This is a genomic window from Candidatus Dojkabacteria bacterium, from assembly GCA_030583845.1.
GTDB lineage: Bacteria > Patescibacteriota > Dojkabacteria > SC72 > JAHDCA01.
The window spans coordinates 796415-822485 of record CP129478.1; the positions used below are offsets into that span (position 1 = coordinate 796415).

Consider the following 26071-nt stretch of genomic DNA (forward strand, 5'->3'; position numbering starts at 1 on the left):
GTTTTGCTTGAAGCGATCTGTAGATCGTATAGAATCAAGCTATGAAGAAGAAAGAGAAATCCAGAAAAGATCAGAAGCCAAAAAACTATGCGTTTATTGATAGTCAGAATCTGAACCGCGGAGTAATTTCTCAGAAGTGGGAATTGGATTACGGGAAGTTCAGACTTATGCTTAGGAATAAGTATAATGTCACCCGAGCGTTCCTGTTTATCGGTTATATCCCCAAGAACCATAGATTGTATAGCAAGCTCCAGGCGCTGGGTTATATTCTGGTGTTCAAGAATGTTCTTGAGATAAAAAGGGGGAATGAGAAGTTGTATAAAGGGAATGTTGATGCGGAGCTGGTCTTACATGCGATGATTGAATTTCCCAACTATGACAAGGCGGTAATAGTGAGTGGGGATGGTGACTTCTTCTGCCTAGTAGAGTATTTAAGCAAAAAGAAGAAGCTACTCAAAATGATTGTGCCAAATCAGAAATACTCCTCACTGTTGAGGGATTTCGCAAGCAATATTGTGAGTATTCAGTCGTTTAAGGGGAAGCTTAAAAAATAAGAGAGGCATTCCCGCGGCATACAAGGATAGCCTTTGGTAGTCCTCTCATCGTGATAAGACATTATACACTAAAACAACGCCGATCTCAAATAGATGGATATGCTGCTAATTAGTTAGGATGCTGTTCATTGAACCACTTCCCAAACTTTGTCCAAACCGAAATATCCTCAGTCTCATCAAAGGAAGAGATCTCTTCACTGTTGCATAAAGCAATACTCTTGCCATCAGCCCTGAAGGTAACTATCTGATCAATTGGGATACCTTCGCCAGCAGGCTCTGTAAGAATTGTACCCTCTTTGATCGTCTTGAAAATCTTCATTTTGTCACCATCTTTGTAAGCAAGTACATCCATGAATGTTATGGATCGGTCTGCTTTATCACTCATTAAGTTTAGAAAATCCTGTGGAGAAAACCAATCGGTTACGTAGTGCATAAATGGTCCTGGGAAGCCTTTTAGAGCATGGATATTCCAGCCGGTATCTGTTACTACGACAGCTGATTTCGCGACTTCAAATGCTTGTTCCACTTTAGAGATAGCAACTACTTCGATAGGCTTGCTTGTTCGTCATCAGTGAGGTCTTGAAAGTTCACTATTTTGTTTAGTATTACCGGATAGCTTGTCTCGACTACACCTAAAAGCTTCTCAACGTCATTATTTTTACCACCATCTGCATCTGTATAGGAATAGAAACCTGATTCGACTGCTGTGTCTTTAGTTAATTGCTGTATGTATGTGTTACGCTTCTTTGCAATAAGCACAGAGACAAGCTCATCTCTCTGTTGCAAACGAGTCAAGGCTCCAGCACTTGGGTAGATAGTGGTGTCGTTTCGGCAGTCTGACGTAAGTAAAGCTGAGGCTAAAGTTACATATACTGAAATCATACACAAGGGTTATTCTTTCAATCGATACGAGCTGCAAGATGACGGAACGGTCAACTATGCACTCACTGCGTTCGTATCATAGTTGTACTCCTGTCGAAAGCCACTCATTTGCCTCTACGAGTCTACATTCGTGGATCTCCAGTTGCGGGGTACCCCGACATCTTGTTCCATCTCTACTAAGTACACGACTTCCTGTCGGGTCTCTAAGTTAGTAGCATGGCGGAACGGACGGGGATCGAACCCGCAACCTTTCGCGTGACAGGCGAATGCTCTAACCAATTGAGCTACCGCTCCACAAAAATAACGAGCTATTTTCTTTAGGAGCACGGAAAGTATATCAAATGTCTAAGCCACAAACAACATCGGGCAGTCCTGCCTGTGTAATCCTATAGTTGAAATACCACGGCTGTCCTATTACAACATCCCATAGAGAGTGGTACAATGAAAGAGATAAATTTTCATTAACTCTCTATTATGGCTTCAAAAAATAAGAAGTCTAGTCAGGGAAGTAGCGCATCTGCGCAAGGTTCGCAGAGTGCTTCAGCTTCTCAATCGCAGGGTGTAGAAGACACTGGCCGATCAGTCCTGAGTGTTATGGGCTGGATCATTGCTGGTGTATTTCTGCTACTATTCGCATCTTTCGTTTTCTTTGAGAATGATGAGAGCGATGAGCTGAGCCAGGCTACACAGGATAAATATGATGCAGTACAGGAGCTGTATGATACTGTGCGACCTGCTCTTTCACAGGAAGGACAGGAGGATCTGGATATCGTTATGGAGTATATCGATGAAGATCCAAACAGGCTTAATTTGGAGAAGGATGAGCATCCAGCATATGTTGTTGAGGCATATGATGCAGTAAAGTCCGAGATTGAGGAATCAGTCGGTTCAGGACAAGAGCCAGAAGAGGGAGTACAGGTAGGTGATGAGTACACAGTTGTTGGTGTGCTTGAGGAGACAGAAGAGGACACAGTCTATGGTCCGCTTGTTCAAAGTTCAAGACGAAACAACTGGTGCAGACCTTTACTTTGTATTTAATGGTGATCAGCTAAACGAGATCGAAGATCAATCGATGCTCGGTGAGAGGGTCGAAATTGACATCGTCATAACCGATGTTGAGGGTGGTAAAGTCGCATACAATGTGACTGATGGCCCATCATTGGTTGATGATGGCTCAGACGAAGAGTCAGAGGAGTAGTTTTTAAGAGCACTTTGCTGAACTGATGTAAGTGCAGGGGCGGTGTGTTTTGCAAAACACACCGCCCCTTTTGTTATTTCGCTCGGCATCATATACTTGGAGCCGTGGGAAACAGAAAGTTTGTTAAAAATAATGAAAGCTTTAGATGCGTGAATTGTGGCGTTGATGTGCCAGTTCACCCCAGCAGCTCTCGCGATCATTGTAACCAATGTCTTTATTCTCTCCATGTGGACATCAATCCAGGCGATAGAGCAAACCCGTGCAAAGGGATCTTGAAGCCAATAGCTGTGCTCCAAAGCAATAATCGGCAGCAGATCGAATACGAATGTGAGAAATGCGGTGCTACCGTTAGAAATATCGTAGCGCCTGATGATGATATGAACCGACTGATCGAGGTGTCGGTCCAGCCTTGGGAAGGCAGCACGGCCTCAAAGTAGACGATTAAACGGTTGTTTATGCAGAAAGTCTTTTAATAGTCTCTACATAGTTCTGCTTTGGCTGTAGGCCGATCATTTTCTCTACCAGCTGACCATCTTTGAAGAACATAACCGTTGGGATGCTCATGACCTGGTTTGCCTGGGCTGTTTGAGGATTTTCGTCGACATTCATTTTGACTACTTTCGCTTTACCTTTCATTTCCTCCGCTACTTCTTCAAGAATCGGAGAAAGCATCACGCAAGGGCCACACCAAGGAGCCCAAAGGTCTATTACAACAACGCCTTTTTCATTAAGAACTTCGGCCTGAAATGTTGCATCTGTTACTTCATTAACCATAGTTAAAAATTGTGGATAGTTTAGTCGCCCTATGATAGGACAAGAGTAGGGTAGGGTCAATCAAAAGTGATTGGCTGGTGTATAGCTAATTTCAGGCGTTTTTAATATAATTACGCCGTAGTAGAACGGTTTTAATGCTATCCTGCTTTTATGGAAAGATTAACAATTAATGAAAATGAATATCAGCTTGTAGTGGATCGTGCCGTTGAGGTGTTGGCAAGCGGTGGAATTGTCGTGTACCCAACCGAAACATGCTACGGAATTGGCGTTGACGCCACAAATCAGGCGGCTGTCGACCGTTTAATGAAGTATAAGTCGCGTAGAGAAGGGAAGCCGTTGTCTGTGGCGGTTACTGGGCGCGAGATGGCTGCAAAATATGTTGAGATAAATGATCTTGCTGATAATCTATATGAAAACTATCTGCCCGGGCCAATAACAGTCGTATCTAAGGGCTTGGGACAGGTTGCTGCTGGGGTTGAGTCAGAATACGGTACTCTCGGGATCCGCGTCCCGGATTACAAGCTAATACTTGATATCGTTGAGAAATTTGGAAAGCCTGTGACCTCTACCTCTGCCAACGTCTCATATAAGCCTCGTCCTTATGATATCGATACATTATTGAAGAATTGCTCGGAGCAGCAGAAAGGCTATCTCGATCTGATTCTTGATGCAGGTGTATTGCCGAAAAATGAGCCCTCAACAGTTGTTGATACAACTTTAAATAGCTTAAATGTCATGCGAGAGGGCACATTGAAATTTAATGAAGATATAAGCAACGATAAATTAATCTTGCAGGCTGAGAGTGATAGTGCAGATGAGACCGCCAGGTTTGGAAGCCTTGTGATGCTGAAGCATATAGACGCAATGCTAGAACAGCCATTTATTCTTGCATTAAAAGGTGATCTTGGGGCAGGGAAGACACAGTTTGTGAAGGGTCTCGCCCAGCAGTTAAAAATTAATGAAAATGTATCTTCGCCGACCTATACAATCATTGATGAGTACAAATATGAGGTTGGTGAGCATAGAAAAGGGCTGCTCGCACACATGGACACATGGAGGGTAGATGGGGCAGAGGAATTCGCACGAACAGGTCTTGAGGGGTACCTTAAGCCTGGCAATGTCATAGCTATCGAGTGGGCAGACAAATTTTATCCAGAGCTACTTGAAGCTGCAAAGAATTCGAAGGCTAAAGTCTTGAAGGTAAGCTTCGAGCATATCTCCGAGAGTAAGCGGAAAATAGAGGTTTATTCAGAAATTTAATGAAATCTATGAGCAAGAGCGCGTTAAAAATTAATGAAAATAGTAGCGAGCCTTTAATCCTAGCTGTAGATACAAGTTGCGATGAGACCTCTGTCGCTATTCTTCGTGGCAGAAATGTAATAACAAGCATTGTTTCGTCACAAACGGAGCTCCATAAAAAGTGGGGCGGAATCGTGCCACATGTGGCACGTCGTGCGCATGAAGAGAATCTCCCAAAGGCATATGCTGAGGCTATGAAGCGTGCGGGCATAGATGATCCAAAGCAGTTCGATGCTGTTGCTGTCACCAAGGGTCCAGGGCTGGCGGTCGATCTGGAGGTTGGGATTGATTTCATTAAGCAGTTAGCAATTAATGAAAATATCCCTCTTATAGAAGTGAACCACATGGAAGGTCATTTTCTCTCATCACTCGCGTTGAACTCGGAGGGGCACGGCTCGATAGAAGATTTTAATGAAGATGAATATTTCCCTGCTCTTGGGCTGCTTGTTTCGGGAAAGCATACCGAGATAGTCTACTCAGAGAAAATCGGGCAGTATAAAAAAATTGGCTGGACTTTGGATGATGCGGCTGGTGAGGCGTTTGATAAATTTGGGAGGATGATGGGTTTCGGCTACCCTGCTGGTCCTGTAGTGTCAGAGTTTGCAAAGAAAGGTAAGCCGAATGACCTGATTGAGCTTCCAATTCCGCTTGAAAAAAGCAAAGATCTGAATTTCAGCTATTCAGGTCTAAAAACAGCCTCGCTTTACCGAATAAACGAGCTGCGTGAGCAGGGTTTGAAGGATAAGGATTTTGCAAATGACTTCTGTTATGCATTTGTGCAGGTTATTGTTGACTCTATAGTACTCAAATTAGAAAAGGCTCTGCAAGGGTATCCCGAGGCCAAATCTGTCTTCGCTGGAGGCGGCGTGCTCAAAAATGAAAAGCTTTCGCGTAGCCTAAGCAATATGGTCAGGAGTTATGGGGTGAAATTTAATCTTCCTGATGATAAATATCGCACCGATAATGCCGTGATGATAGGGATTGTTGCATATTATAAATATCTACGTGGAGAGATCTCAACTACAACCGAACAGAAGTCTAGGTTAGATAGAAATCCTAGACTTGAAATAGGCAATTAATGAAACTTCATTAACCCCCTGTTGGAACACTCATCTTCTACTTTTTTATTTCGATTGTCAATTTCTCTAAATGAAAACCGATGGTGAGGCTGCTTTCTGTACAAAAATTGTGTATATTTAAACAACGACGCACAATGTGTTGTACCGAACGGCTAAACGGCTGCTTGATGATAAGTAACACCCCTTCCTGTAATATGTCCACATTCTGTTTAGGAATATGCCCATATAATGCTTAATATTTTAGTTTTTTTGTTATGGCAAGCAAAGTTAAGACACCAAAATATATATTTGTTTCTGGAGGAGTAATCTCTGGGATTGGTAAAGGCATCGCCGCATCATCAATCGCATTCTTAATGAAATCGTACGGCTACAAGATAACGATGATTAAGATGGATCCGTATCTAAATGTCGACGCTGGTACTATGAATCCGCTTGAGCACGGCGAAACTTTTGTACTAGAGGATGGTTACGAAACCGATATGGATATAGGCCATTATGAGCGCTTTACAGGAGAGCTATTTAATGAAAAGAGCTCTATGACTGCCGGTAGAGTGTTAAAAAGACTCTTAGAAGATGAAAGATCGATGGAATATAAAGGCAGGTGCGTCGAATTTGATACGCATGTGCCACTTGAGGTGGTCAAATGGGTCGAAGATGTGCAGAAAACCAATCAATCTGACATAACTGTGATTGAGATCGGCGCGACAGTTGGCGAGCTTGGCCAAAGAATCTACCTCGAAGCCAATCGCATCATGAAGGTTTGGTTTCCAAATGATGTAATTCATGTACATGTCTCATATCTTCCAATCCCGAAAAATCTCGGCGAGATGAAGAGCAAGCCCGTCCAGCTTTCAGTGCAGCTGCTCAATGGCGCCGGAATTAATCCTGATTTCATAATTGCACGTTCTGAGCTTCCAATTGACGATATCAGACGGGAGAAGCTTAGCTTCAAGTGTTATGTGCCAAAAGATAACGTCATATCTGCACCTGACATCGAAAATATCTATGAGGTGCCATTGAACTTTGAGAAAGATGAGCTCGGCCGAAAGCTTCTCGAGAAATTCGGCCTACAGGCCAAGAGAAATGGCGTCTTCGAAGAGTGGAAAGAGAAATTTGCAAAATTATCAGATGCCAAAGAGAAAGTTACCATCGGGATCGTCGGAAAATATTACAAGAGTGGCGATTTCGACCTGAAGGACTCATATGTATCTGTAATTGAGGCAATTCGACATGCAGCATGGGCTCAAAACCTACTACCAGAGATCAAATGGTTTGTTGCAGACGATTTTGAAAATGACGAAGCCATGCTTGAAGAATTAAAAAGTGTTGACGGAATAATTGTGCCGCAGGGTTGGGGCAGTAGAGGTGGTGAGGGGAAGATTAAAGCAGTTCAGGTTGCCCGTGAGAGCAAGATCCCCTATCTCGGTCTATGCTATGGGATGCAGATGGCTGTGATTGAGTACGCAAGGAATGTTGCCGGAGTTAGCGGTGCAAATTCTGAAGAGATCGATGAGAAAGCTGCCGATCCTGTAATCCACATAATGGAAGAGCAGAAAAAGCATATCGCTGAAGGTAACTATGGTGGCACGATAAGACTCGGCGCATGGCCGTGCAAAGTCGAGAAAGGATCGCTACTGGAGGAGATGTATAAAAAGTACTCAAACGGGCTATTTAATGAATTGCCCGTCGTCCAAGAAAGGCATCGCCACAGATATGAATTTAACAATGAATACCGAGAGGCACTGAGCAAGGCTGGCCTAAAGATCACAGGCACTAGCCCGGATGATAGGCTGGTTGAGGCAATTGAGCTTGATAAAAAGGATCATCCATTTTTCGTCGCGACACAATATCATCCTGAGCTGAAGTCGCAGTTTATAATGCCGCATCCGTTGTTTATGGGCTTTATAGCTGCAGCTAAGAAATAGGATACGAATTAGTCAGTAGGCATATTATGGGCTACCAGCCGAGCTCGATCTCAGTGAGCCTGTTATATTTGGCTAGTCTTTCGCCACGATCCGGACCGCCAAACTTTGTCTGGCCTGACATTGTGCCGATTGCAAGGTCAGCAATCAGGTCGTCGTTTGTCTCGCCACCACGGTGAGACATCACTGCTCCCCACCCTACTGATTTGGCCATCTTAATCGCTTCAATCGTCTCTGTAATCGTGCCGATCTGATTTATCTTCACAAGTACTGCGTTTGCAGCATCGGCTGTAATCGCTTTGCGGATACGTTCAACATTGGTTGTAAGGAGATCGTCACCAACAATCTGCATGGTGCTACCAAACTGATCCACCAGCCTGACCCATGTATCCCAGTCCTCTTCAAAGAGTGTGTCTTCAATACTCCAGATCGGATACTGCCTGAACCAGTCGGCCTGCTTTTCAAGCCACTCTTCAGATGACAGGATCAACCCCTCACGCTTCAAGTTATATTTACCAGTCTCGCGGTCATAAAACTCTGATGCCGCCATGTCCAACGCAAGCACTATCTCTTCCCCGACCTTATATCCTGCCAATTCGACTCCCTCGAGCATAATCTCGAAAGCCTCAGTATTCGAGCGAATCTCGTGTGGTGCGAAAGCTCCTTCAAAGCCCACCGTGGCCGAATAGCCTCGCTTAAGTAGGGCATCGTGGGTAGCTTTGAAAATCTCTGCTCCGGCGCGCACTACATCTGAATACTTTGGGAATCTCTCTTTCTTTGGGACAACCATATACTCCTGGAAATCAGTTGCCCAGTTCCCGTGCTTTCCGCCCTCCATGAGCAGCACCATCGACTGCGGCATCTCTATCTTAAATTTGCTCTCATACTCGTCGCCGAAATACGCTTTTGCAAAGTACTGATAGAGCGGCTGTTTGGTAGATATAGCCATCGCGCGTGCGAAAGCCATAGATACTGAGAGAATGCTGTTGCCACCGAGCTTGCTTTTGTTCAAAGTGCCATCAAGCAGGATAAGGAAGTTATCTAGATCTGCTTGTGTGTCGTAGTTCATGCCAACGATTGCGGTTTTAATCTCTGTCTCGACCTTGGAGACGGCATTTAATACCCCATCGCCGAAGTAGCGAGCCTTGTCATCGTCGCGCATCTCAAGCACCTCTGTAGTGCCCGTTGAGGCTCCAGAAGGTACTGCACCTTTTGCCTTGGTACCGTCTTCTAATGTAATCTCGGTCTCGATGGTCGGGATGCCTCGGGAGTCTAGGATTTCGCGGGCTCGCAGGTTGGATATATTCATGTCTTGTTTGATAAGGTTAGTCCAAGTCGCACTTTGCAAGTGCGACTTCGCGAAGGCGGAGTTTGTTTGACATCCGTCTGTTTCAGGCTACGAGCTGTCGGTTATTGGCCCTGGTTCCCTAAATCTAGGATTAGGCCTGAGTCATCTCCAGCAACCACGTCGGGCAGCTGCCCATTCCATTTCTCAATCCATAGCTTGTTTATCAATGCCTGATTTAGTGATGATTGCTGCAAAGCTTGAGCCTGTGCCTCACCCTCTGCCTTGGTGATAGCTGCTTTTTTCTTGAACTCTTCTTGTTGCGCGATGAACTCTTCGGTAGTTACTTTCTCTTTCTCTATCTGCTTCTGCTCGATTGCCTGTATGTACTCATCAGTGAATTGGAGTGATCTGATACCAAACTCGTCTAGAGATTAGACCGTTATCTTCAAAAATAGGCGCAAGTTTATCAAAAATCTCTTGAGAGACCTCGTCAACATTACCGGTGTATAGGTCGGCTGCTGAGTAGTTGCGTGCTATCTGACGTGCCCAGATGCGCGAATCAGTTTTCACAATCTTCTCGACAACCTCTTCTTCTGTACCCAAGGTGTTGGCTACATCCTTAATCTTGTCAGGATCGATTGAGAATCTCACCGTGTATCGTATCGAAACCTGCTGTCCATCTTTAGTGTTTGTATCAACAGCGAAGTCTTGGTAGTCAGAGTTTGAAGCTCCGGTATACGGTGTAAATGACAATGTCTCGTACACAATCTTCTGTGTTCTATAGGTTACAACCTCGTCGACTACTGGAATTTTAAAGTGCAGTCCCGGCTCTTTAGGCTCTCCAACAATCTTACCAAAGCGTGTCAATATTGAAACCTGCCCATACTGTACGCTAAATGTTGCCGAGTTTAATATGGCTAATGCTGCAACTCCAACGACCACAACTGCAAATAGTATCCCTGCAATCCTTTTGCTTCTGTCCATATGCTTTATTACTAATTTAAACCTTCTTAATATATAACATAGCCGTTAAAACTGTTCAAATATTCGTTTATGTAAGCCTTATCCTTGCGCTAACTTCCTACACTGCACGTGGGAAAATAGATTGTATCTGGGCTAATAATACGGTAAAATACTAGCGAAATCTTAATAAACAGCCATTTATGGCTAATTATTAAGAAGGCAAGCCGAGGTGGTGGAATTGGCAGACACGCTACTTTGAGGTGGTAGTGGGAGTTAAATCCTGTGCAGGTTCAAGTCCTGTCCTCGGCACCATCCGACCGCTAGACGATAATAGTCGCATGATTTAAGTCGCACTAGGGTCAAGTGAGTCGGGATGGTGCCTTAATGGCATCTATCTGTTAAAATACAGGACATCGGGCGATTAGCTCAGCTGGTTAGAGCATCTCGTTTACACCGAGAGGGTCGGGGGTTCGAATCCCTCATCGCCCACCATGTAACCGATCGCATCCGTAGGCTGCAAGGCGAGCTATGGTTTAAAGATTGAGTGTATGAAGAACCGACGGTTCGTTAGGACGCATCCCACGAGTGAAACGAGTGGCAGATGCGACGTTATGCTAGATCCATTGAGGTCTGCGAGCGTAGCGAGCAGTAACCGAAATGAGATCCAGTAAATCCCTCATCACCCACCATTTCCTAAAATTGAGAGTTACTTTGAAGCAGCTTTTCTTTCCAATAGTCGGGAATAGATCACCAATGCTCCAACCGCTGCTGCACAGCCAAGATAGTCTAGCAACAGGTCGTTAATCGTATCGTGAAGTCCCTGCACCATATCTGTCCCGATGTAAACATCCGAGTAATACTCATAGATCTCAAACAGCACTGCCATTTGAAATATAAGCAACGCACCAAGCAAAATGCTTCCAAAGGCCATCCCTTTCTGCCCATCGTTTTGAGAAATAAACAACCCAACAGCAAAAGATGCCATAAATGGGATAATAAAATGCATATAGCCGTCGTAGTAAATACCAACAAATGTTTTGGTGTAAAGATTAAGTGCATTGCCTCCCCCATCGAGTAAAGCAATTGCAAGTAGTGCAAATAGCAAGATAAGGTGTCTCAGAGAGTCTCTCTTTCTTCGTATCACATAAACAAAATAGATTGAGAGAGTTGCGAATAGTATCAGATACCGCACTGAAAGTCTGGAGTGAATCCCAAGTAGATCGATCCCTCGTTGCACCTCTACCGATTGGGTCGCCAAACCAGCTGCAGCAACAAATACTGCTAGTATTGTAAGGACAACCCACATAACGACAACGAGTTTTAGGATGATATCCGTCTTCCCCACCTGTATCTTGCGTATGATGTAGATGCTTGATTTTACACCTATATTGCACAAATGTACTACAGGAAACGACTTATAAAGTATATCGGGGAAATTTGGAGAATAAAAAGTGTAGTCAGATCAAGTATCAGGGTTCACTCGGTAGAGGGATTACTCCCAGAGCCGAGTACCAGCGAAACGCACCCCATGTTAACTCGCTGATTTTTCGAAGATCTGACTACACCCTTACTATATCTAATCACGAGATATAAGCAAGCTTGTCTAGCTGCTGGCTTAACCTTTTCTTAACCTCTTAGGCGAGTAGTTGTACAGCAAATCCCTCCAGCCCTGTACTGCGGCATAAAATACAGGGAAGGCGAAGAGTATTAGTGCCATGCTAGAAAGCAGCCCAAATATGATTGTAAATGCAAGTGGCTCCCAGAATGGCTCCGTAAGTGCTAGCGGTACTAAGCCACACACCGTCGTTAAAGTTGTGGTCAGTATAGGTCGAGTTCGAAGCCGTACAGCCTCAGAGATTGCTTCGGTTATGTCTTTGCCCTCTCGCCTGCGCGCATTTGCGTATTCAATCAACATGATTGTGTTATTCACTACAATACCGATCAATCCTGTGAGACCGATCACTACAAAGAAGCTCATCGGGTTACCAGTTAAGTACAACCCCAAGAATAGTCCAGGGAAGCAGAAAGGTATTGCCAAAAGGATCAGCAGCGGCTGTGAAAAGGAATTGAACTGAAGCACTAGCAAGCCATACATTACTATTAGCGCAATTATTCCTGCCAATGCCACGGATGCGAACGACTCGGCATTATCACTCTCCTGTCCAGAATCAAATCCAACGGTGACCCCTGGGTACCTACTGTTCAGAAGATTTTGATCAAATTCCGCTTCGATTGCATTTTGCAACTCAATAATTGTCGCGCTGTCACTACCATCACTGAACTTAACCCTGATGGTTGCGTACCTGTCGCCATTTTTACGGCTCACTTCTAGCAGGGATTCACTCTTTACATCTGCAACTTCAACATCGTTATCCAGCTTAACGGTTGGTATATATCGTGCGATGTCATCCGTGGCATTCTCAAGCATCGTCTGATCTTCAGAATAAATCTGCATAGCAAAAGGGAACTGTGTTTCAGGTGGACCTGCTGATACGACCGCTGTGTTAATAATAGCACCATCAAAATCCTCGGTAGCGACATTTAATTCCTTTGCAATCTGTGTAGAGGTTATTTCTCTCTCAGTAATGCCGTTCAGGTGAACCATTAATTGGGCACTCCTGCTGTTTCCAACGAGATATGTTACCTCCTCAATCTCCTCCCGGCTCTTCTGCAGTAGAATATTTTCAACCTGAATGCTAAGTTTTCTAGCGCTCTCAATAGCTGTTGGTTGGTCAAATGATATAGAGACAGTAATCTCTTCAGAATCCTTAGCAGGTGCAAAGTATGAGAACCCGATTAAGCTGGAGAAGTATATGCCCACTCCAATTAAAACAATAGACATCACAATGGCAAATAGTTTGTAGAGCCTATTTCTTAGCGCAAATTTGACATACGACTCGAGTATCTCCCCAAAGCGGAGAATCTTGCTAGGAACATATTCAAATACCCTCTCGAAGATTGATCTGTTATCCGCATTACCGTTGCGATCCTTCAAGAAATGCTTCGATATGAATGGCAGGATAGTTAAAGCAATTAGCAGCGAAAGTAGCAGTGAAATGATAACTGTAATTGGTAAGATCTTGATAAACTCTCCAAGTACCCCTTCGATAAATACAAGCGGCACAAATACAAGCACTGTAGTTAATGTCCCTGAGATATCCGCGACTCCAATGTCCCCGATTGCCTTTCTTACGGCCTCTACTCCTTTATGGCCTTTCCTCTTATAGTAATCGATAGCTTCAACTACTACAGTCCCATCATCTACAAATAGGCCAAGCACAAGCACAAGCGAGAATAGTGAAATTGTATTGAGGGAAAGACCAAAAAGTGTGAATGTAAGGAATACCGCCCCAAGCGTCATCGGTATGAAAAGTGCGAGTATGAGTGCCGATCGTAGATCTATGAATAGCAGTAGAATAATAAAGATTGTCACTATTGCGGCCACAGCATTTTCCTCTAAGGATGAGATCTGTGTCTCGAGCTGCTCTGCAGGATCAGATGTGTATGAGACATCAATATCTTTGAGCGCCTCGCTTTCGAGTGCCTTCTCCACGCTGCCTCCTCACGGATTCGGAGAAATCAAGAGTGCCGATGTCTTGGTTTTTCTTCATTATTCCGATAACTATTGTGTCAAACGCCCGTTTTTCAAATGCCCGACTACCATTACCTTCTACAGTAATGAGTCTTGAGAACGAGTTTTGCACGACAACCTCTCTGTTCTGGCCGAAATCGTAGGTCTCTACAAACTGCTCTTTCACATTTGCGTGTTGCACCATGTCGTTTCTCTCGATTTCTGTTGCAAGTAACTCACCTCTTTCCTGAAGCTCTTCCAATCCAAGCTCATCTGAATATATTGAGATCAAGATGTCATTTTCACCATCAACAAGCCCAGGCTCTGGGATTGATATCTGTGACTCGTTGGGCAAATTTAGCGACTCCACGCGCTCTGCCACAAGCTCTTCAACTTTGTATGGATCCGAATTATCTTGATCTAGCGTGATGACCACAGTTGAAACATTTGCACTAGAGCTACTGTTAATCTCTTCTACCTCCTCTAGCTCAAGCACTGTATCGTAGATTGGGATTGTAATGTCGGCTTCAGTCTTGGCTGGGTCGCCTGATAGATATGGTGTAACAACGACAATGTACGGTATGTTAATTACCGGAAAGCCCTCTTTTTTCAAAGTATTGGTGTAGGTGTAGAAACCCATTGCCAGGAGGGAGAGGGTGATAAGTATGGTAAACCTGCTTCTATTGACAAAGAAGAGGCTTACTTTTGTAATAATATTGTCTTTCATCTGTTTTATATAGAATTAAGATAGCCGTTATACAGTACGAGTAACCTGGGGATTATACTATTTAACTCGATGAGAGGCACGTGGTTGCAGGTAGGCGATTTGAGTGACTTTAAGGCTTTATTAATGTATGATCGTTAAGTACTTCATTAAATTTTAACGAGGGCGTGTAATGATAAGAAAAATGCGTAACTCGCTAGATGAAGTCTCCTTTGGCGACCTCGCCTAGCAAATTTCCCAAACAACAATAATTTCATTAAGTAGATCTCGTGGATTACGAAGACTCATATGTAAGTCGTCGCGATAAGAAGCGCGACAGAAAAATTCGCAATAACTCATTAGGCAAAAACCTCAACCTGACAGGTGTAATCAGCAACGACAAAATCGACTCGATGTGGGAGTCGGTGAGACCATCTGCAACCGAAGCAATAGAGGGAGTGGTGGTCGAGTCAAGAAATGATTTTGTTACCGTAATGGTTGGTGATAAACCTGTTCAGGCAAAATATGACCACTCTCTCCCCGCCGTATTGAGGCAATCGCTAATAGTTGGTGACGAGGTGATGCTATCAGATAGCTCGAGTGAGCCAAATGTGGCATACCGCAAGCGTCGCCGATCCTTTATCGCCCGCAAGAAGATAGACTCAACACGCAAGAATACTGAAGCAAAAGAGATTCAGGTATGGGCTGCAAATATAGATATCGCCGTGATAGTTGTGGCAGCAGCTAACCCAGCATTTCATCCAAATATGGTCGATAGATATCTTCTAATGGCTGAGTTTGGTGGGGTTAAGCCAATTATCTGCTACAACAAAGTCGATCTGGTCGAGGTAATCTCGCCCGACCTCCCCTACTACTCAGATAAGCTTGGCGTTGAGATCGTACACACCTCTGCAGAAAAAGGTTTAGGTATAGATGAATTAAAGGGTGTCTTAAAGGGCAGCAGATCGATATTTGTGGGGCCAAGCGGTGTGGGTAAAAGCTCTCTAGTTAATGCGCTTCGAGGCAGTACTGACCTGAAGACACAGGAGGTGGGTAATAAAACTTTGAGAGGAAGACATACAACCACCGACACGAAGATGTATAAGTTCGATAAGGATTCATGGGTGATCGATAGTCCAGGAATTCGTTCTTTGGATGTGTCGTTTATCAGTCGAGAGGATGCTAGGTTCTATTTCGAAGATCTGCTAGTGCTGGCAGTTGGTTGTGCATATTCCGATTGTCTTCACCTGGATGAGCCTGATTGTGCTGTCAGAGCGGCAGTGAGGGCTGGTGAGCTCGATGAGCGTCGGTACGAGAGTTATGCGAGGCTGGTTGAGTAGGTTGCTCTTTCGAGACAGGTATATGTTTGGTATTGTGAAGAGAGTAACTATCTCGCACTATACTAGTATGAAATATCTGGTCATATCAGACACACATCTAACGCACAGGTTCTATCCCGATAAATATGAGAAACTCCGAATTATTATTCAAGCCGCAGACAGGGTGATTATCAATGGCGACTTCTGGGATGGCTATTTTACGACCTTCGACAAGTTCTTAAAGTCAGAATGGAAAACACTTTTTCCACTTCTCAAAGAGAAGAAGGCAGTATATATCACTGGAAACCATGATGACACCCAGCTTTATCAGTTCAAGGATAATTGTGGATTATTTGCTGATCTTGTAGCCGAAAATTTTAAATTCAAGTCAGGAGACAAGCAGTTTTATGTCGAGCATGGGCATAGGATATTGCCAGAGATGAGTCGTAGATTTATGCCGCTTAGGAAGTCTCGCTTATTTTTAATGATATGGAACCTACCATTTAATATTGGTGAGTATATAAGCCTCAAGCTTTTCCGTACGCCAGCACCAGTTAGCGATATAAATCAGAAGCTATTTGAGCACTTTGGGAAAGACCGAAAAGGGAATCACTACACAATAGTGAGCCATTCACATAAGCAGGAATTTAATGAAAAGGCTGGCGTAATCAACACCGGATACTTTAGGTGGGGATTGGCACAATACTTAACTGTTGAAGATGAAAAAGTAGTTTTGCACTCGGAAAATTACTAATTTCTGGAGCGCTTCGCCTTCTTATAGGCTTTTACACCCAGATAGAGACCGAGAGTCCCTGCTATAAAGGCTGCTGCGAAGACTTTGCTCGTAGCAGATGAATTGCTATTTGGAGCGTCCTCCAGATGCCTGCTGTAAGCATCAACGGTTTGGTTTATCACAGTATCATAATCAAACATATTTGCTAGCTCTTTCGCATTTTTACACCTCTGGCTATATTCCTCTAGGTTACTGTGCATTTCTACAACTGCTTCAGCAAAATGCTCGGGAGTTGTCTCTGCCGGAAGAAGCTTACCGTTGCTATCATTTATAAGCTCTCTTGAGGTCTGATTTTCGATCGCTACGACAGGCTTACCAGCTGCTAAAGCCTCGATAATCGATAATGACTGAACCTCCGCTTTTGATGCAAAGACAAAGTAGTGTGCTTTCTCGAGCTGCTTCGGGATCTCCTCATATGGCAACTTACCAAGCAGGTGGACATTATCAAGCTTATGCTTCTTTATGTAATTTTTTACAGAATTGCCGTACGCAATGTCTACATCAACACCTCCTGCTATGTAGAGGTGGTAGTTTGACGGCAGGTGCGCCATGCTTTCTACGAGAAAGTGTGTTCTCTTTCGCTTTGAGATGCTGCCTGTGTATAGTAGCCTGACCTCATCTTCCTCAGGGTCTGGCTGCTCTAAATCTCTAAACAGTTCTAGAGAGAGTCCATTTGGGATTATGTACGACTCACCCTTGTAGCCAAATCTCTTCAAGTCGTCGTGGCTTTCATCATTTAAAGTAATTATTATGGAGCATGAGTTATAGAAAGACTTAATGTAATCCTTAAAAAGCCCTGAGTCTGTAAATTTCTTAGCTACTGACTTGGTCGAATCGTTCTCTGTCCACTCAGCCGCCTTCGATGGAAGTATATGTGTAGTATAGAAAAATGGAGTGCCATGCTTAATCGCCCAGTCCTGTAAAATCTGCCCCAACCAGATAATTGTGTGAGAATGTGCGATATCAGGATCAAACCTTGTTATATATCTTTTAAGCTTTCTAATCTCTCCGATATCAAGCTTCGGCGTGTAGATATTGCCGTTGCTTACGCTTCTGACGCCATACTTGGTAAGATTTCCTTCCTTCTCAATCAATGTGTCGTCATGTTGCGATGGGTGCAGGATAAGCACTTCATGATCTTTGGCCATCCTTCTGGCCATATCAAATGCTACTTTAGTCTCCCCGCCTCCTATATTCTCAGGTCTTGAAGCCGCGTAAACAATCTTCATATTTTGCTTTATATAAGTACGAAAATATACGCTGAAATGATACTTGTTGCTAGTTTAAAGATCAATAGCATAGCAGTCAGCCCTGTGTAGGCCGTCCCGGGTCAGGGACGGCCTACACAGGGCTGACCTCGATCGATTAATACCACCTTAATTGGTGGTAACATACAATAGTTCCTGAATTCGAAAGTCACTATCTAAATTCTTTTGTTTCATTCAAGCGATGAAAGTACTTCTTGTTGAAGATAACGTGATGCTGTCCAAAAATATCCGAACCTACCTCGAGCTCGACAATCTGACTGTGGATACCGCATTTGACGGGGAAGAAGGCGAGAAGAAAATTTTAGAGGAAGAATATGAGTGCATAATTTTGGACCTAAACCTCCCCAAGAAAGATGGTGTAGATGTGTGTAAGAGCGTCAGAGAGAGAGGCGTAAAGAAGCCGATCATTATGCTCACCGCGAGGACCGATAAAGATGCTGTACTTAAGGGATTGGATACAGGTGCAGACGACTACATCAAGAAGCCGTTCGATATGGATGAGCTGATCGCCAGGATAAATTCAGTCGTAAGACGAAGCAAAGATTCACCAAGCCCGGTCATCAAATTCAAAGATATTACGATCGATTCCAACAAGAAACAGGTGAAGAAGGGTGATGATGTAGTGGATCTGGCTCCGAAAGAGTTTGCACTGCTAGAGTTCCTCGCAGTAAATATGGATAAAGCGATGGATCGAAGCGAGATTATTGAAAGTGTGTGGGGAGAATTTGAAGAGCTAATGTTCTCACAAACAGTGGATGTGCACGTGGCATACATCCGAAAGAAGCTTGGCAAAGAGGTAATAAAAACTGTTCCAGGCGGGTATATGGTAGAGTCGGACGCTAGCTAACAAGTTCCGCTTTCCTTTTACGCGGAGATGCTATGGGCTATAACCTCGTGCATGCGAAATTATTATTGAATCTTAAGTGCGCGAGCGATAAAATAGTCTATGTTTAAGCGTTTAAAGTATAACCTCATTATTGTTTTTACAGTCGTTGTGCTGTTTATACAGTTCATTACCGGCTTTGTGCTGATAATGTTCGAGGTGTATCTTGCCGATCTCACTTTTGACCAGTATATCCATAAGCTTGGATTCCTACTTTCTGAGGTATCGGTAACAACAATCGTCATATTGATGGTGGGCTATGTTTTCGTACAGGAAAATTTCAAGCCGGCCGAGGATATGGTGGCCAGGCTTAATCAATTTACCCAAGATGCCTCGCACGAGCTAAGGACACCACTGAGCAACGCGAACATAGCACTGGACCTCGCTCTCAGATCCAAGAAGTATGAAGAGTATATTCGTGAGGCTAAGATGAGTGTTCGTGATGCAAACAATATTGTCGATAAGCTGCTGGCCTTGGCGAAGCTAGATAAGATGTCGCTGGACCGGAACAAATTTATGGCTTCTGAGAGTGTGATGCAGGTGATGGATATGTTCAACGAGCAGATTGCTGACAAGGGAATAAAAGCAGATGTGAAGCTGGATGAGAAGAAGGAGTTGGTCGGAGATTCTGGATTATTCAAGATTCTTGTCGCAAATCTGGTCGACAATGCAATTAAATACAATCTCCAAAATGGTGAGCTCAAAGTTAAGCTGACGAGTAAGAAGCTTTCAGTCGCTAATACTGGTAAAGAGATAAATGCTGTAGAGATGGGCAAGATATTCGATCGCTTTTATCAGACCGACGAGTCTCGATCAGATAAGGGATACGGGATTGGTTTGGCTGTTGTAAAGAAGATTGCTGACCTGCACAAATGGGAAATTCAGGTTGAAAGCAAAGATGGATTAACCACTTTCATTCTGGAGTTTTAATGATAATTTCATTAACATTAGGTGAAATTGTAGTAGTAGAGGATCTCTATTATGGGGAGATGTTACACCTATTGGCGCTGGAATACCTCAATTAGCACCTCTAAAAAAGCTTTTAAGTATAATGTAAACCTTAACCGCACCTTAAAGGGTAACGGACTACACTGATAATATAATTAAATTGTCAGGGAGGGCTAAATGTTCAAAAGAACATTTCTCCGCGTTAGACGAGTAGAGATCTCTCGCTCTAATGTGAAGGCAATTAAGCACAAACCGAGGGATGCGCCTTGAGTTTTGTACGGATGGTAATCCTACGTGGGGATCTATCCGCAAAACTTAATAGCTATTTCTAAGGAAAATATGAAGACCGGCTTACAGAGTCGGTCTTTTTTTTATCGACCCCGCTAACCTATAGAGCATTGGTAAGGTTAAAATCTTAAGACAATTTAACACCTGTAATAAAAAACGTTGTACCTGCGCAAGCTTTATTATCATTATAGGTTAGCGGGGTGATCGAGCCAGGTGGTATACTGGTCATGAATAAATTTCGCCATATCGATATGTCAGATCAAAAAGTTCATGAATTAATAATTATCGGCTCAGGCCCAGCTGGACTAACAGCAGCAATTTATGCCGCACGTGCTGACCTTAAGCCGCTGCTTATTGCAGGCATCAAATTTGGTGGCCAGTTGATGGATACAACATTGGTGGAAAACTATCCTGGCTTTATTGATGGTGTAATGGGACCAGAGTTAATGAACAGCATGATGAAGCAGGCCGAGCGATTTGGCACAGAGGTTGTCTATAAGAACGCGGATAAGGTCGATTTCACAGGTGATGTTAAAAAAGTATATGTTGAAGACACCGAGTATCAGGCCAAGAGTGTCATACTCGCTATGGGCTCCTCGCCACGAAGGCTAAATATACCGGGAGAGCAGGAGTTCTATGGTCGTGGTGTATCTACCTGCGCAACCTGCGATGCAGCCTTTTATCGTGATAAAATCGTCGCAGTAGTTGGTGGCGGTGACAGCGCAATGGAAGAAAGCACATTCCTCACAAAATTTGCCAGTAAAGTTTATGTAATCCATCGCCGTGACGAGTTCAGAGCCTCAAAAGCGATGCAAAATAGGCTTTTTGAAAACAAGAAGATAGAGGTGATCTGGAATGCAGAAGTCACTGAAGTAGTAGGGAGTGAAGTAGTTACTTCTTTAAAATTGCAAGACAACAACGGAAATTCACTCGACGATATCACAGTTGATGGCATGTTCTTGGCTATAGGCCATATCCCAAATACTCAGATATTGGAGGGCCAAATTGAATTAGATGAGCAGGGATTTATAATTGTAAAAGATGGCCGCACCAAGACTTCAAACGAGGGTGTGTTTGTTGCCGGTGATATTAAGGATCATGTTTATCAGCAGGCTGTAACAGCTGCGGGTATGGGCTGCATGGCTGCGATGGATGTAGAGAAGTGGCTTGAGAGCAAGAAATAGCCTCTCTCTCGTCAGACTTTACACGAAAGCGTAAAGCGCCTACAAACCTTTTCACACATGTTGGATTCTGCCCTACTATCAAGATATAATCCAATAATTACTTGAGACTACACAATAATGGAAATCGTTCTCTACACATTAATCGGATTAATCATAGGCGGTGCCATTGCACTCGTGATTGCTTACTTCATCCTCAAGCCAAAAAGTAAAGTAAACGATGAGGTGCTTCTACAGACCTTGGAGCTAAAGATAAAAGCGATGATGCCTGAACTTATCAATGAATCTTCGGAAAACCTAATCAAGATAGCTAACGAAAAGCTTGGTGCAGAGAAGAAAGAGATCAGGGCTGATATGGAGAGCAAGCGATCCGAGATGACGCGAATGGTGCAGCAGATCGAGCGACAATTGAAAAACAATGAGGACAAGCTCGCGGCTTCTGATAAAGAAAGGATCGGCTCATTCAATGCACTAAAGGAACGACTAGAGGAGCAGACAAGGATTTCCGAGCAGCTCCGTGTCTCAACAGAGAACCTAAAGAAAGTGCTGTCCAATAATCAGATGCGTGGCCATTTCGGCGAACAGGTTGCAGAAGATCTTCTCAAAATGTCAGGCTTTGTAGTCGGCAAGGATTACGAATTTAACAAGGCACAAGAGACGCGCGAGACACGCCCTGATTTCACGATATATATGCCCGACCGTACCAAGATTAACGTAGACGCCAAATTCCCGTACGCAAATCTGCAGAAGCTTGCTGAGACTGAGAACGAAGAGCAGCAGAAGGAGTATCGCAAGCTATTTGAAAAAGATGTGAAGGATAAGATCAAGCAGGTAACAGTCCGCGACTATATCAACCCAGAAGAGGGTACTGTGGACTTTGTAATAGTGTTTATCCCGAACGAGATGATCTTCTCCTGGATATATGACCAGATGAATGAGATCTGGGTCGAGGCAATGCGCAAGAAGGTTATCTTCGCTGGCCCGTTTAGCTTCACTGCGATCTTGAGGATGGTGCGCCAAGCGTATGACAACTTCGAGATTAAAGGGAACATACGAGAGATTATTGGGCATGTTAAAGCTTTCTCTACTGAGTTCGCGAAATTTGACGATGAATTTCAGAAGGTTGGAGATAGGATCCAGGCGCTTGATAAGCAGTTTGCAACAGTAAATAGCACCCGCATGAATCAGCTACGCAGAAAGATGGACAGGGTTCAGATGCTTGAGGAGCCTGTTGAAGAGAGTACTTCCGGGGAAAGTGATACGATCAAGATGATTGAGTAGTCCTACGCTAAAGCTACGGACTACATATAGTCATACACCAAAGCTACTGACTACATCTAGTCACGCTAAAGCTACGGACTACACTGTAGTCACACACCAAAGCCTTACTCTAGAGCGAGATCAGGGTTGTAGCCCCTTTCATTTATATACTTCAAGGCACGATCTTCAAGCAGCTCGCATTTCCTATACCACTCCTGATCTCCAGCACCACGCGCAATTATCTGTGCATACCACTCTTTGCGCCTGCGGATCTCGTGCAAGCTTGCAATACACACAACCTCATCGTTTTCGATTGCGTGACCGGCGAAATTAATTCCCATGTCGGTTGGTGATTTATACTCGTTCATGAAGCTGGTTGAATCTAGAAGCTTATCTTTCATGCTCAAGATAATCTTGAATGCATCGACGTCGCGATTGTAGTTTACCGAATTTTTCCCATAAGCCTCCATATGATATGTATCGATCACATTGTAGTCGCCGATATCAGCCGTGGCAGCCTCATAGGCAAGATTGATCGGGTGGTTCAAGGGAAGAATCCAGATAGGGAAGGTCTCATACTTGGCATAGCCGGAAATTAGCCCGTGCTGCTTATCGAGATAGATCTGGCCGAGACATGTGGACATTTTACCGCTATTGGAGCCAGCACCGGTTACCAGGATTAGGTTTTTATTGCTTTCGACATAATCGTCAGCTCCATATCCTGTATCGCTCAAAACAGCATCTGTACTATCTGGGTAGCCTTCGATCTTATACCTTCTCTTGACTGTATACCCTTGGCTCGATAGAGATTCCTCAAAGCCCTGCACTTCCTGGTCATGGTTGATTCGATCACACAAATTTATGACAATCTTCGGTTTAATATCAAATGTTGACTCAAGCTCCTTAATCGCTCTGCTGCAATAATCGGTGTATGACTCACGGTCGCTCCGCATCTGCCTGTCATTTGCAATATCCTCAGCCTTGACACAGTAAAAGATATCGAGGAAGCCGTGCAACTCTTTTAAAATGGTCACCTTCGTTACAGGGTCAAAGCCTGGAAGCACACGTGCAGCATGCGCATCATAAAGGAATTTCCCACCGATCTCGAAGTACAGTTTGCCATCTTTGAATCGATCAATGCGCTCTAAAATCTTTTTCTTCTGGTTCTGGATATACTTTGGGTTGTTGAATCCGGAGACTTTGTATTGGATTATGTCGCTGCTTGTCACGATTATCTGTCTATAAGTTAGCGGATGAGATACTGTTAAAGATAGCCTAAAGAAGGGTAAATGAAAAGCCCCGCTAACCTATAAGTCGATTCGACTTATAGGTTAGCGGGGCTTTAATTGCTACACCAAAACTACTCAGCCTTTGGCTCAGATGGTGTTGAAGCTGGAGCCTCGCTCTTCATTGCAGGAGCAGCGCCTTTTGGCTCAGCAAATGCAATGTAAAGAGGTACTAACCAACCTACAACCGGAACTATTACGAGTAAACCGTACCAGTTCTCGAAGCCTCGTCTTTCAGCTATTTTCATCCAAACAATCAAGTAGTAAACAATGTTTACGAATGGGATAAAGAAGAGGATAAATTTCCAACCATCCTCGTTAGCTACTCTGACCATGTAGTAGTAGTTAACAAATGGTACCCAAGCCATCCATGCAGGATCAGATGTACCAACCTTCTTACCAATTGTCATAAGCACATAGGCCATGACCACGTAGAAGACAATACCGAATACTGCCCAGCACATCATATATGCGCTAAGTGCTGCCAAAGCTGCAGCTGTATCCTCTTCGCTAGTATCCGTAGTTGTATAGAGAAGATCATCCTCGTACGTATAGTCGTAATCATAATCAAACTCGTCCTGTGCCATTGCTGGCGATGCATACGCATATACACCCATTGCAAAGGCTGCTAGCGCTGCGAAACCCACGATAAATCTTTTCAGCATTGTCTTAATGAGAAAATTTAAATAAATCTTAATCTGAGTTTACTCTAAATTTTTCACATACGTCAATAGCTTTTAGTGTGTGCACAGATATGATAATTTGGAGTATGCAAATTAGCGATGCAATTCTATATAACAAGGGCAGCAATGCTGTGTTAATTACAGCGCCGCATAGCACTGCGCATAGACGGCCTAGCTATTCGGGTTCATTGAGGCCGGCCGAGTTGTGGACTGACAACATTGCATTAGAGCTTGGCGAGAGGAGCGGCGCGCATACACTAGTAGTCAATGATCAGCTAGACTTTGATCCGAATTACCACGCAGTCGCAGACAATCTTTTTAAGCAGAGGGTGCAGGAAATAGTTGAGTCTGAAAAGATTAAATACATTTTCGACCTGCATGGCCTGAGCGAGATCTATCCATATGATTTTGGCTACTATTTTTCGCGTCGGTTTTATAAGTCAAAACGAATTGCATATGGTTTAGCCCAGTCTATCAACCAGAATTTGCTCCGACAGGCAGTTGCACAGGTTCTCTGTTTCAATGAAAATTTGCAGGAAAGTATTGGTCAGTTTGCGGTGAAGAACCTCGGAACTGTGGCTGTGCAGCTGGAGATCGCTCGCTATATCCGAGAGGATGAGTTACTGAGGCAGAATTTCGTCACTGGGATGGAGCAGTATCTGCTGACTCTCTAAGCACAGACCAAGTCGCACTTTGCAAGTGCGACTTCGCGAAGGCGGAGTTGATAGTATTTCTTCATTAGAAATTCATTAAAAATATAGCTGTTTTTTGACCCTTAACCCACCCTCTGTTACACTCTCAATATCTAAAATTTATAGTAATTCCTATATGCCATCCAAAGGAAGCACAGATGTAAAGAAAACTGCCGCCAAAGCCCTACAACCAACAAAAGCCGCCCCACCAACTAAGCCAAAGATCGACCCGAACAAAGCGATGGCAGTTGATGCCGCGATTCAGCAGATCGAGAAGCAGTTTGGAAAAGGCTCAATTATGCGACTCGGCAGCCGAGAAAAGATTGATGTCCCTGTTATTTCGACTGGCGCTCTATCTTTGGATATGGCTCTCGGTATTGGTGGTATCCCAAGAGGCAGAATAATTGAAATCTATGGGCCAGAATCATCTGGTAAAACTACCCTTGCAATGCATATCCTCGGAGAGGCTCAGAAGGCTGGTGAGATGGTGGCATTTATTGATGCAGAGCACGCATTTGATCCAGTCTACGCTAAGCGGATTGGCATTGATGTAAATGAAATGTATATTTCTCAGCCAGACTTCGGTGAGCAGGCGCTTGAGATCTTAGAGACATTGGTAAGGTCATCAGGGTTCGGTGTGATCGTTGTTGACTCTGTAGCGGCACTTACTCCCAGAGCTGAGATCGAAGGAGAGATGGGTGACAGCCATATGGGATTGCAAGCAAGGCTGATGTCACAGGCGCTTCGCAAGATCACCGCGATTGCAAGCAAGACCAACACGACAGTAATTTTCCTCAACCAGCTTCGTATGAAGATCGGCGTAATGTTCGGAAATCCTGAAACAACCACCGGTGGTAATGCACTGAAATTCTACGCCTCTATCAGGATGGATATCAGACAGCGAGAGAAGGTGATGGAAGAGGGCGAAGTCATTGGACACACTAGAGTAGTAAAAGTAGTGAAGAATAAGCTTGCGCCACCATTTAGAGAGGCGACATTCACTATCAAGTATCCAACCGGCATCGACAAAGAAAGCAGCATCCTTGATGCTGCAGTGGCCCGTGGGATTGTCGAGAAATCTGGCGCATGGATGAAGTATGGCGACTCTCAGCTCGCGCAGGGACGAGAGGGCGCAATCCAGGAGCTCAAAGATAACTCGAAGCTACGTGACGAAATCGAGAAAAAAGTGCGAGATACTATAAAGTAGTGCTACAATGTGTGTGAGGTCGATCTGAAA

26 protein-coding genes and 3 tRNA genes are annotated in these 26071 nt (G+C 44.0%); 17 read left to right on the plus strand and 12 right to left on the minus strand.

Annotated features, from left to right (window positions below):
- Positions 1 to 41: 41 nt before the first annotated feature.
- Positions 42 to 554 (plus strand): NYN domain-containing protein, encoded by a 513-nt coding sequence (locus QY318_03625; protein ID WKZ30913.1) that lies wholly within the window; start codon positions 42 to 44, stop codon positions 552 to 554.
- 109 nt (positions 555 to 663) lie between these two features.
- Here QY318_03625 and QY318_03630 read toward each other — a convergent pair whose 3' ends face one another.
- The 3 genes from QY318_03630 to QY318_03640 all read right to left on the minus strand — a co-directional run bounded on the left by QY318_03630 (position 664) and on the right by QY318_03640 (position 1730).
- The gene (locus QY318_03630) at positions 664 to 1080 is read right to left on the minus strand and encodes a non-canonical purine NTP pyrophosphatase (protein WKZ30914.1); all 417 of its coding nucleotides are present in this window, start codon (positions 1078 to 1080) and stop codon (positions 664 to 666) included.
- A 14-nt stretch (positions 1081 to 1094) separates the two neighbouring features.
- Positions 1095 to 1436 carry a DUF4238 domain-containing protein gene (locus QY318_03635; protein ID WKZ30915.1) on the minus strand — a complete coding sequence of 114 codons (342 nt, stop codon included), beginning with the start codon at positions 1434 to 1436 and terminating at the stop codon, positions 1095 to 1097.
- Positions 1437 to 1653: 217 nt separating this feature from the next.
- A tRNA-Asp gene (locus QY318_03640) sits at positions 1654 to 1730 on the minus strand.
- 180 nt (positions 1731 to 1910) lie between these two features.
- Here QY318_03640 and QY318_03645 point away from each other — a divergent pair.
- The 3 genes from QY318_03645 to QY318_03655 all read left to right on the plus strand — a co-directional run bounded on the left by QY318_03645 (position 1911) and on the right by QY318_03655 (position 3071).
- Positions 1911 to 2474, plus strand: coding sequence for a hypothetical protein (locus QY318_03645; GenBank protein ID WKZ30916.1), 564 nt, complete (start codon positions 1911 to 1913; stop codon positions 2472 to 2474).
- Entirely contained in the window at positions 2422 to 2634 is a 213-nt protein-coding gene (locus tag QY318_03650; protein ID WKZ30917.1) for a hypothetical protein, read from the plus strand. Before QY318_03645 ends, QY318_03650 begins: the two co-directional genes overlap by 53 nt.
- A 104-nt stretch (positions 2635 to 2738) precedes the next feature.
- Entirely contained in the window at positions 2739 to 3071 is a 333-nt protein-coding gene (locus QY318_03655; GenBank protein WKZ30918.1) for an RNHCP domain-containing protein, read from the plus strand.
- A 16-nt stretch (positions 3072 to 3087) separates the two neighbouring features.
- Here QY318_03655 and trxA read toward each other — a convergent pair whose 3' ends face one another.
- Positions 3088 to 3408, minus strand: a complete 321-nt coding sequence (gene trxA / locus QY318_03660) for a thioredoxin (protein WKZ30919.1) — start codon at positions 3406 to 3408, stop codon at positions 3088 to 3090.
- Between the two features lie 150 nt (positions 3409 to 3558).
- Here trxA and QY318_03665 point away from each other — a divergent pair, with 150 nt between their 5' ends.
- From QY318_03665 to QY318_03675, 3 genes are all read left to right on the plus strand, one after another.
- Positions 3559 to 4668, plus strand: coding sequence for an L-threonylcarbamoyladenylate synthase (locus QY318_03665; protein WKZ30920.1), 1110 nt, complete (start codon positions 3559 to 3561; stop codon positions 4666 to 4668).
- Positions 4668 to 5786, plus strand: coding sequence for a tRNA (adenosine(37)-N6)-threonylcarbamoyltransferase complex transferase subunit TsaD (tsaD, locus tag QY318_03670; protein ID WKZ30921.1), 1119 nt, complete (start codon positions 4668 to 4670; stop codon positions 5784 to 5786). The genes QY318_03665 and tsaD overlap by 1 nt, the downstream gene beginning before the upstream one ends.
- Positions 5787 to 6040: 254 nt before the next feature.
- Entirely contained in the window at positions 6041 to 7711 is a 1671-nt protein-coding gene (locus QY318_03675) for a CTP synthase (protein WKZ30922.1), read from the plus strand.
- A 31-nt stretch (positions 7712 to 7742) separates the two neighbouring features.
- Here the strand turns inward: QY318_03675 and eno are convergent, their stop codons facing one another.
- Entirely contained in the window at positions 7743 to 9017 is a 1275-nt protein-coding gene (gene eno / locus QY318_03680) for a phosphopyruvate hydratase (GenBank protein WKZ30923.1), read from the minus strand.
- Between the two features lie 369 nt (positions 9018 to 9386).
- Positions 9387 to 9980: an SPFH domain-containing protein gene (locus tag QY318_03685; GenBank protein ID WKZ30924.1), complete on the minus strand. Its 594-nt coding sequence runs from the start codon at positions 9978 to 9980 to the stop codon at positions 9387 to 9389.
- 202 nt (positions 9981 to 10182) lie between these two features.
- Between QY318_03685 and QY318_03690 the strand changes: the two genes are divergently transcribed.
- Positions 10183 to 10271 (plus strand) — tRNA-Leu (locus tag QY318_03690).
- A 103-nt stretch (positions 10272 to 10374) separates the two neighbouring features.
- A tRNA-Val gene (locus tag QY318_03695) sits at positions 10375 to 10451 on the plus strand.
- 214 nt (positions 10452 to 10665) lie between these two features.
- On the opposite strand, the gene QY318_03700 is transcribed toward QY318_03695, so the two are convergent.
- The 3 genes from QY318_03700 to QY318_03710 form a co-directional block, all read right to left on the minus strand.
- A complete protein-coding gene (locus QY318_03700) occupies positions 10666 to 11265 on the minus strand; it encodes a hypothetical protein (protein ID WKZ30925.1) in 600 nt (199 codons plus the stop codon).
- Between the two features lie 309 nt (positions 11266 to 11574).
- Entirely contained in the window at positions 11575 to 13512 is a 1938-nt protein-coding gene (locus QY318_03705) for an efflux RND transporter permease subunit (protein WKZ30926.1), read from the minus strand.
- Positions 13472 to 14257, minus strand: a complete 786-nt coding sequence (locus tag QY318_03710) for an efflux RND transporter permease subunit (protein ID WKZ30927.1) — start codon at positions 14255 to 14257, stop codon at positions 13472 to 13474. Before QY318_03710 ends, QY318_03705 begins: the two co-directional genes overlap by 41 nt.
- A gap of 266 nt (positions 14258 to 14523) precedes the next feature.
- On the opposite strand from QY318_03710, the gene rsgA reads away from it, so the two are divergent.
- Both rsgA and QY318_03720 read left to right on the plus strand, forming a co-directional pair.
- Complete coding sequence (gene rsgA, locus QY318_03715; protein ID WKZ30928.1) at positions 14524 to 15573, plus strand: ribosome small subunit-dependent GTPase A; 1050 nt, start codon at positions 14524 to 14526, stop codon at positions 15571 to 15573.
- A gap of 67 nt (positions 15574 to 15640) precedes the next feature.
- Positions 15641 to 16306, plus strand: a complete 666-nt coding sequence (locus QY318_03720; GenBank protein WKZ30929.1) for a metallophosphoesterase family protein — start codon at positions 15641 to 15643, stop codon at positions 16304 to 16306.
- Here QY318_03720 and QY318_03725 read toward each other — a convergent pair.
- Complete coding sequence (locus QY318_03725) at positions 16303 to 17574, minus strand: glycosyltransferase (GenBank protein ID WKZ30930.1); 1272 nt, start codon at positions 17572 to 17574, stop codon at positions 16303 to 16305. The genes QY318_03720 and QY318_03725 overlap by 4 nt on opposite strands.
- Before the next feature lie 220 nt (positions 17575 to 17794).
- Between QY318_03725 and QY318_03730 the strand changes: the two genes are divergently transcribed.
- From QY318_03730 to rmuC, 4 genes are all read left to right on the plus strand, one after another.
- Positions 17795 to 18460, plus strand: coding sequence for a response regulator transcription factor (locus QY318_03730; GenBank protein WKZ30931.1), 666 nt, complete (start codon positions 17795 to 17797; stop codon positions 18458 to 18460).
- Positions 18461 to 18559: 99 nt separating this feature from the next.
- Positions 18560 to 19426: a HAMP domain-containing sensor histidine kinase gene (locus QY318_03735; protein ID WKZ30932.1), complete on the plus strand. Its 867-nt coding sequence runs from the start codon at positions 18560 to 18562 to the stop codon at positions 19424 to 19426.
- Positions 19427 to 19983: 557 nt separating this feature from the next.
- On the plus strand, positions 19984 to 20916 hold the full coding sequence (gene trxB / locus QY318_03740) for a thioredoxin-disulfide reductase (protein WKZ30933.1): 933 nt from the start codon (positions 19984 to 19986) through the stop codon (positions 20914 to 20916).
- Positions 20917 to 21033: 117 nt separating this feature from the next.
- Positions 21034 to 22194 carry a DNA recombination protein RmuC gene (rmuC, locus tag QY318_03745; GenBank protein WKZ30934.1) on the plus strand — a complete coding sequence of 387 codons (1161 nt, stop codon included), beginning with the start codon at positions 21034 to 21036 and terminating at the stop codon, positions 22192 to 22194.
- Between the two features lie 104 nt (positions 22195 to 22298).
- Here the strand turns inward: rmuC and QY318_03750 are convergent, their stop codons facing one another.
- Together QY318_03750 and QY318_03755 are read right to left on the minus strand one after the other, a co-directional pair.
- Positions 22299 to 23402 (minus strand): DUF1846 family protein, encoded by a 1104-nt coding sequence (locus QY318_03750; GenBank protein WKZ30935.1) that lies wholly within the window; start codon positions 23400 to 23402, stop codon positions 22299 to 22301.
- 131 nt (positions 23403 to 23533) lie between these two features.
- Positions 23534 to 24124: a DUF5684 domain-containing protein gene (locus QY318_03755; GenBank protein ID WKZ30936.1), complete on the minus strand. Its 591-nt coding sequence runs from the start codon at positions 24122 to 24124 to the stop codon at positions 23534 to 23536.
- Positions 24125 to 24228: 104 nt separating this feature from the next.
- Here QY318_03755 and QY318_03760 point away from each other — a divergent pair, with 104 nt between their 5' ends.
- Positions 24229 to 24816, plus strand: coding sequence for a hypothetical protein (locus tag QY318_03760; protein ID WKZ30937.1), 588 nt, complete (start codon positions 24229 to 24231; stop codon positions 24814 to 24816).
- A gap of 241 nt (positions 24817 to 25057) precedes the next feature.
- Positions 25058 to 26041: a recombinase RecA gene (recA, locus tag QY318_03765; protein ID WKZ31577.1), complete on the plus strand. Its 984-nt coding sequence runs from the start codon at positions 25058 to 25060 to the stop codon at positions 26039 to 26041.
- Positions 26042 to 26071: the final 30 nt, after the last annotated feature.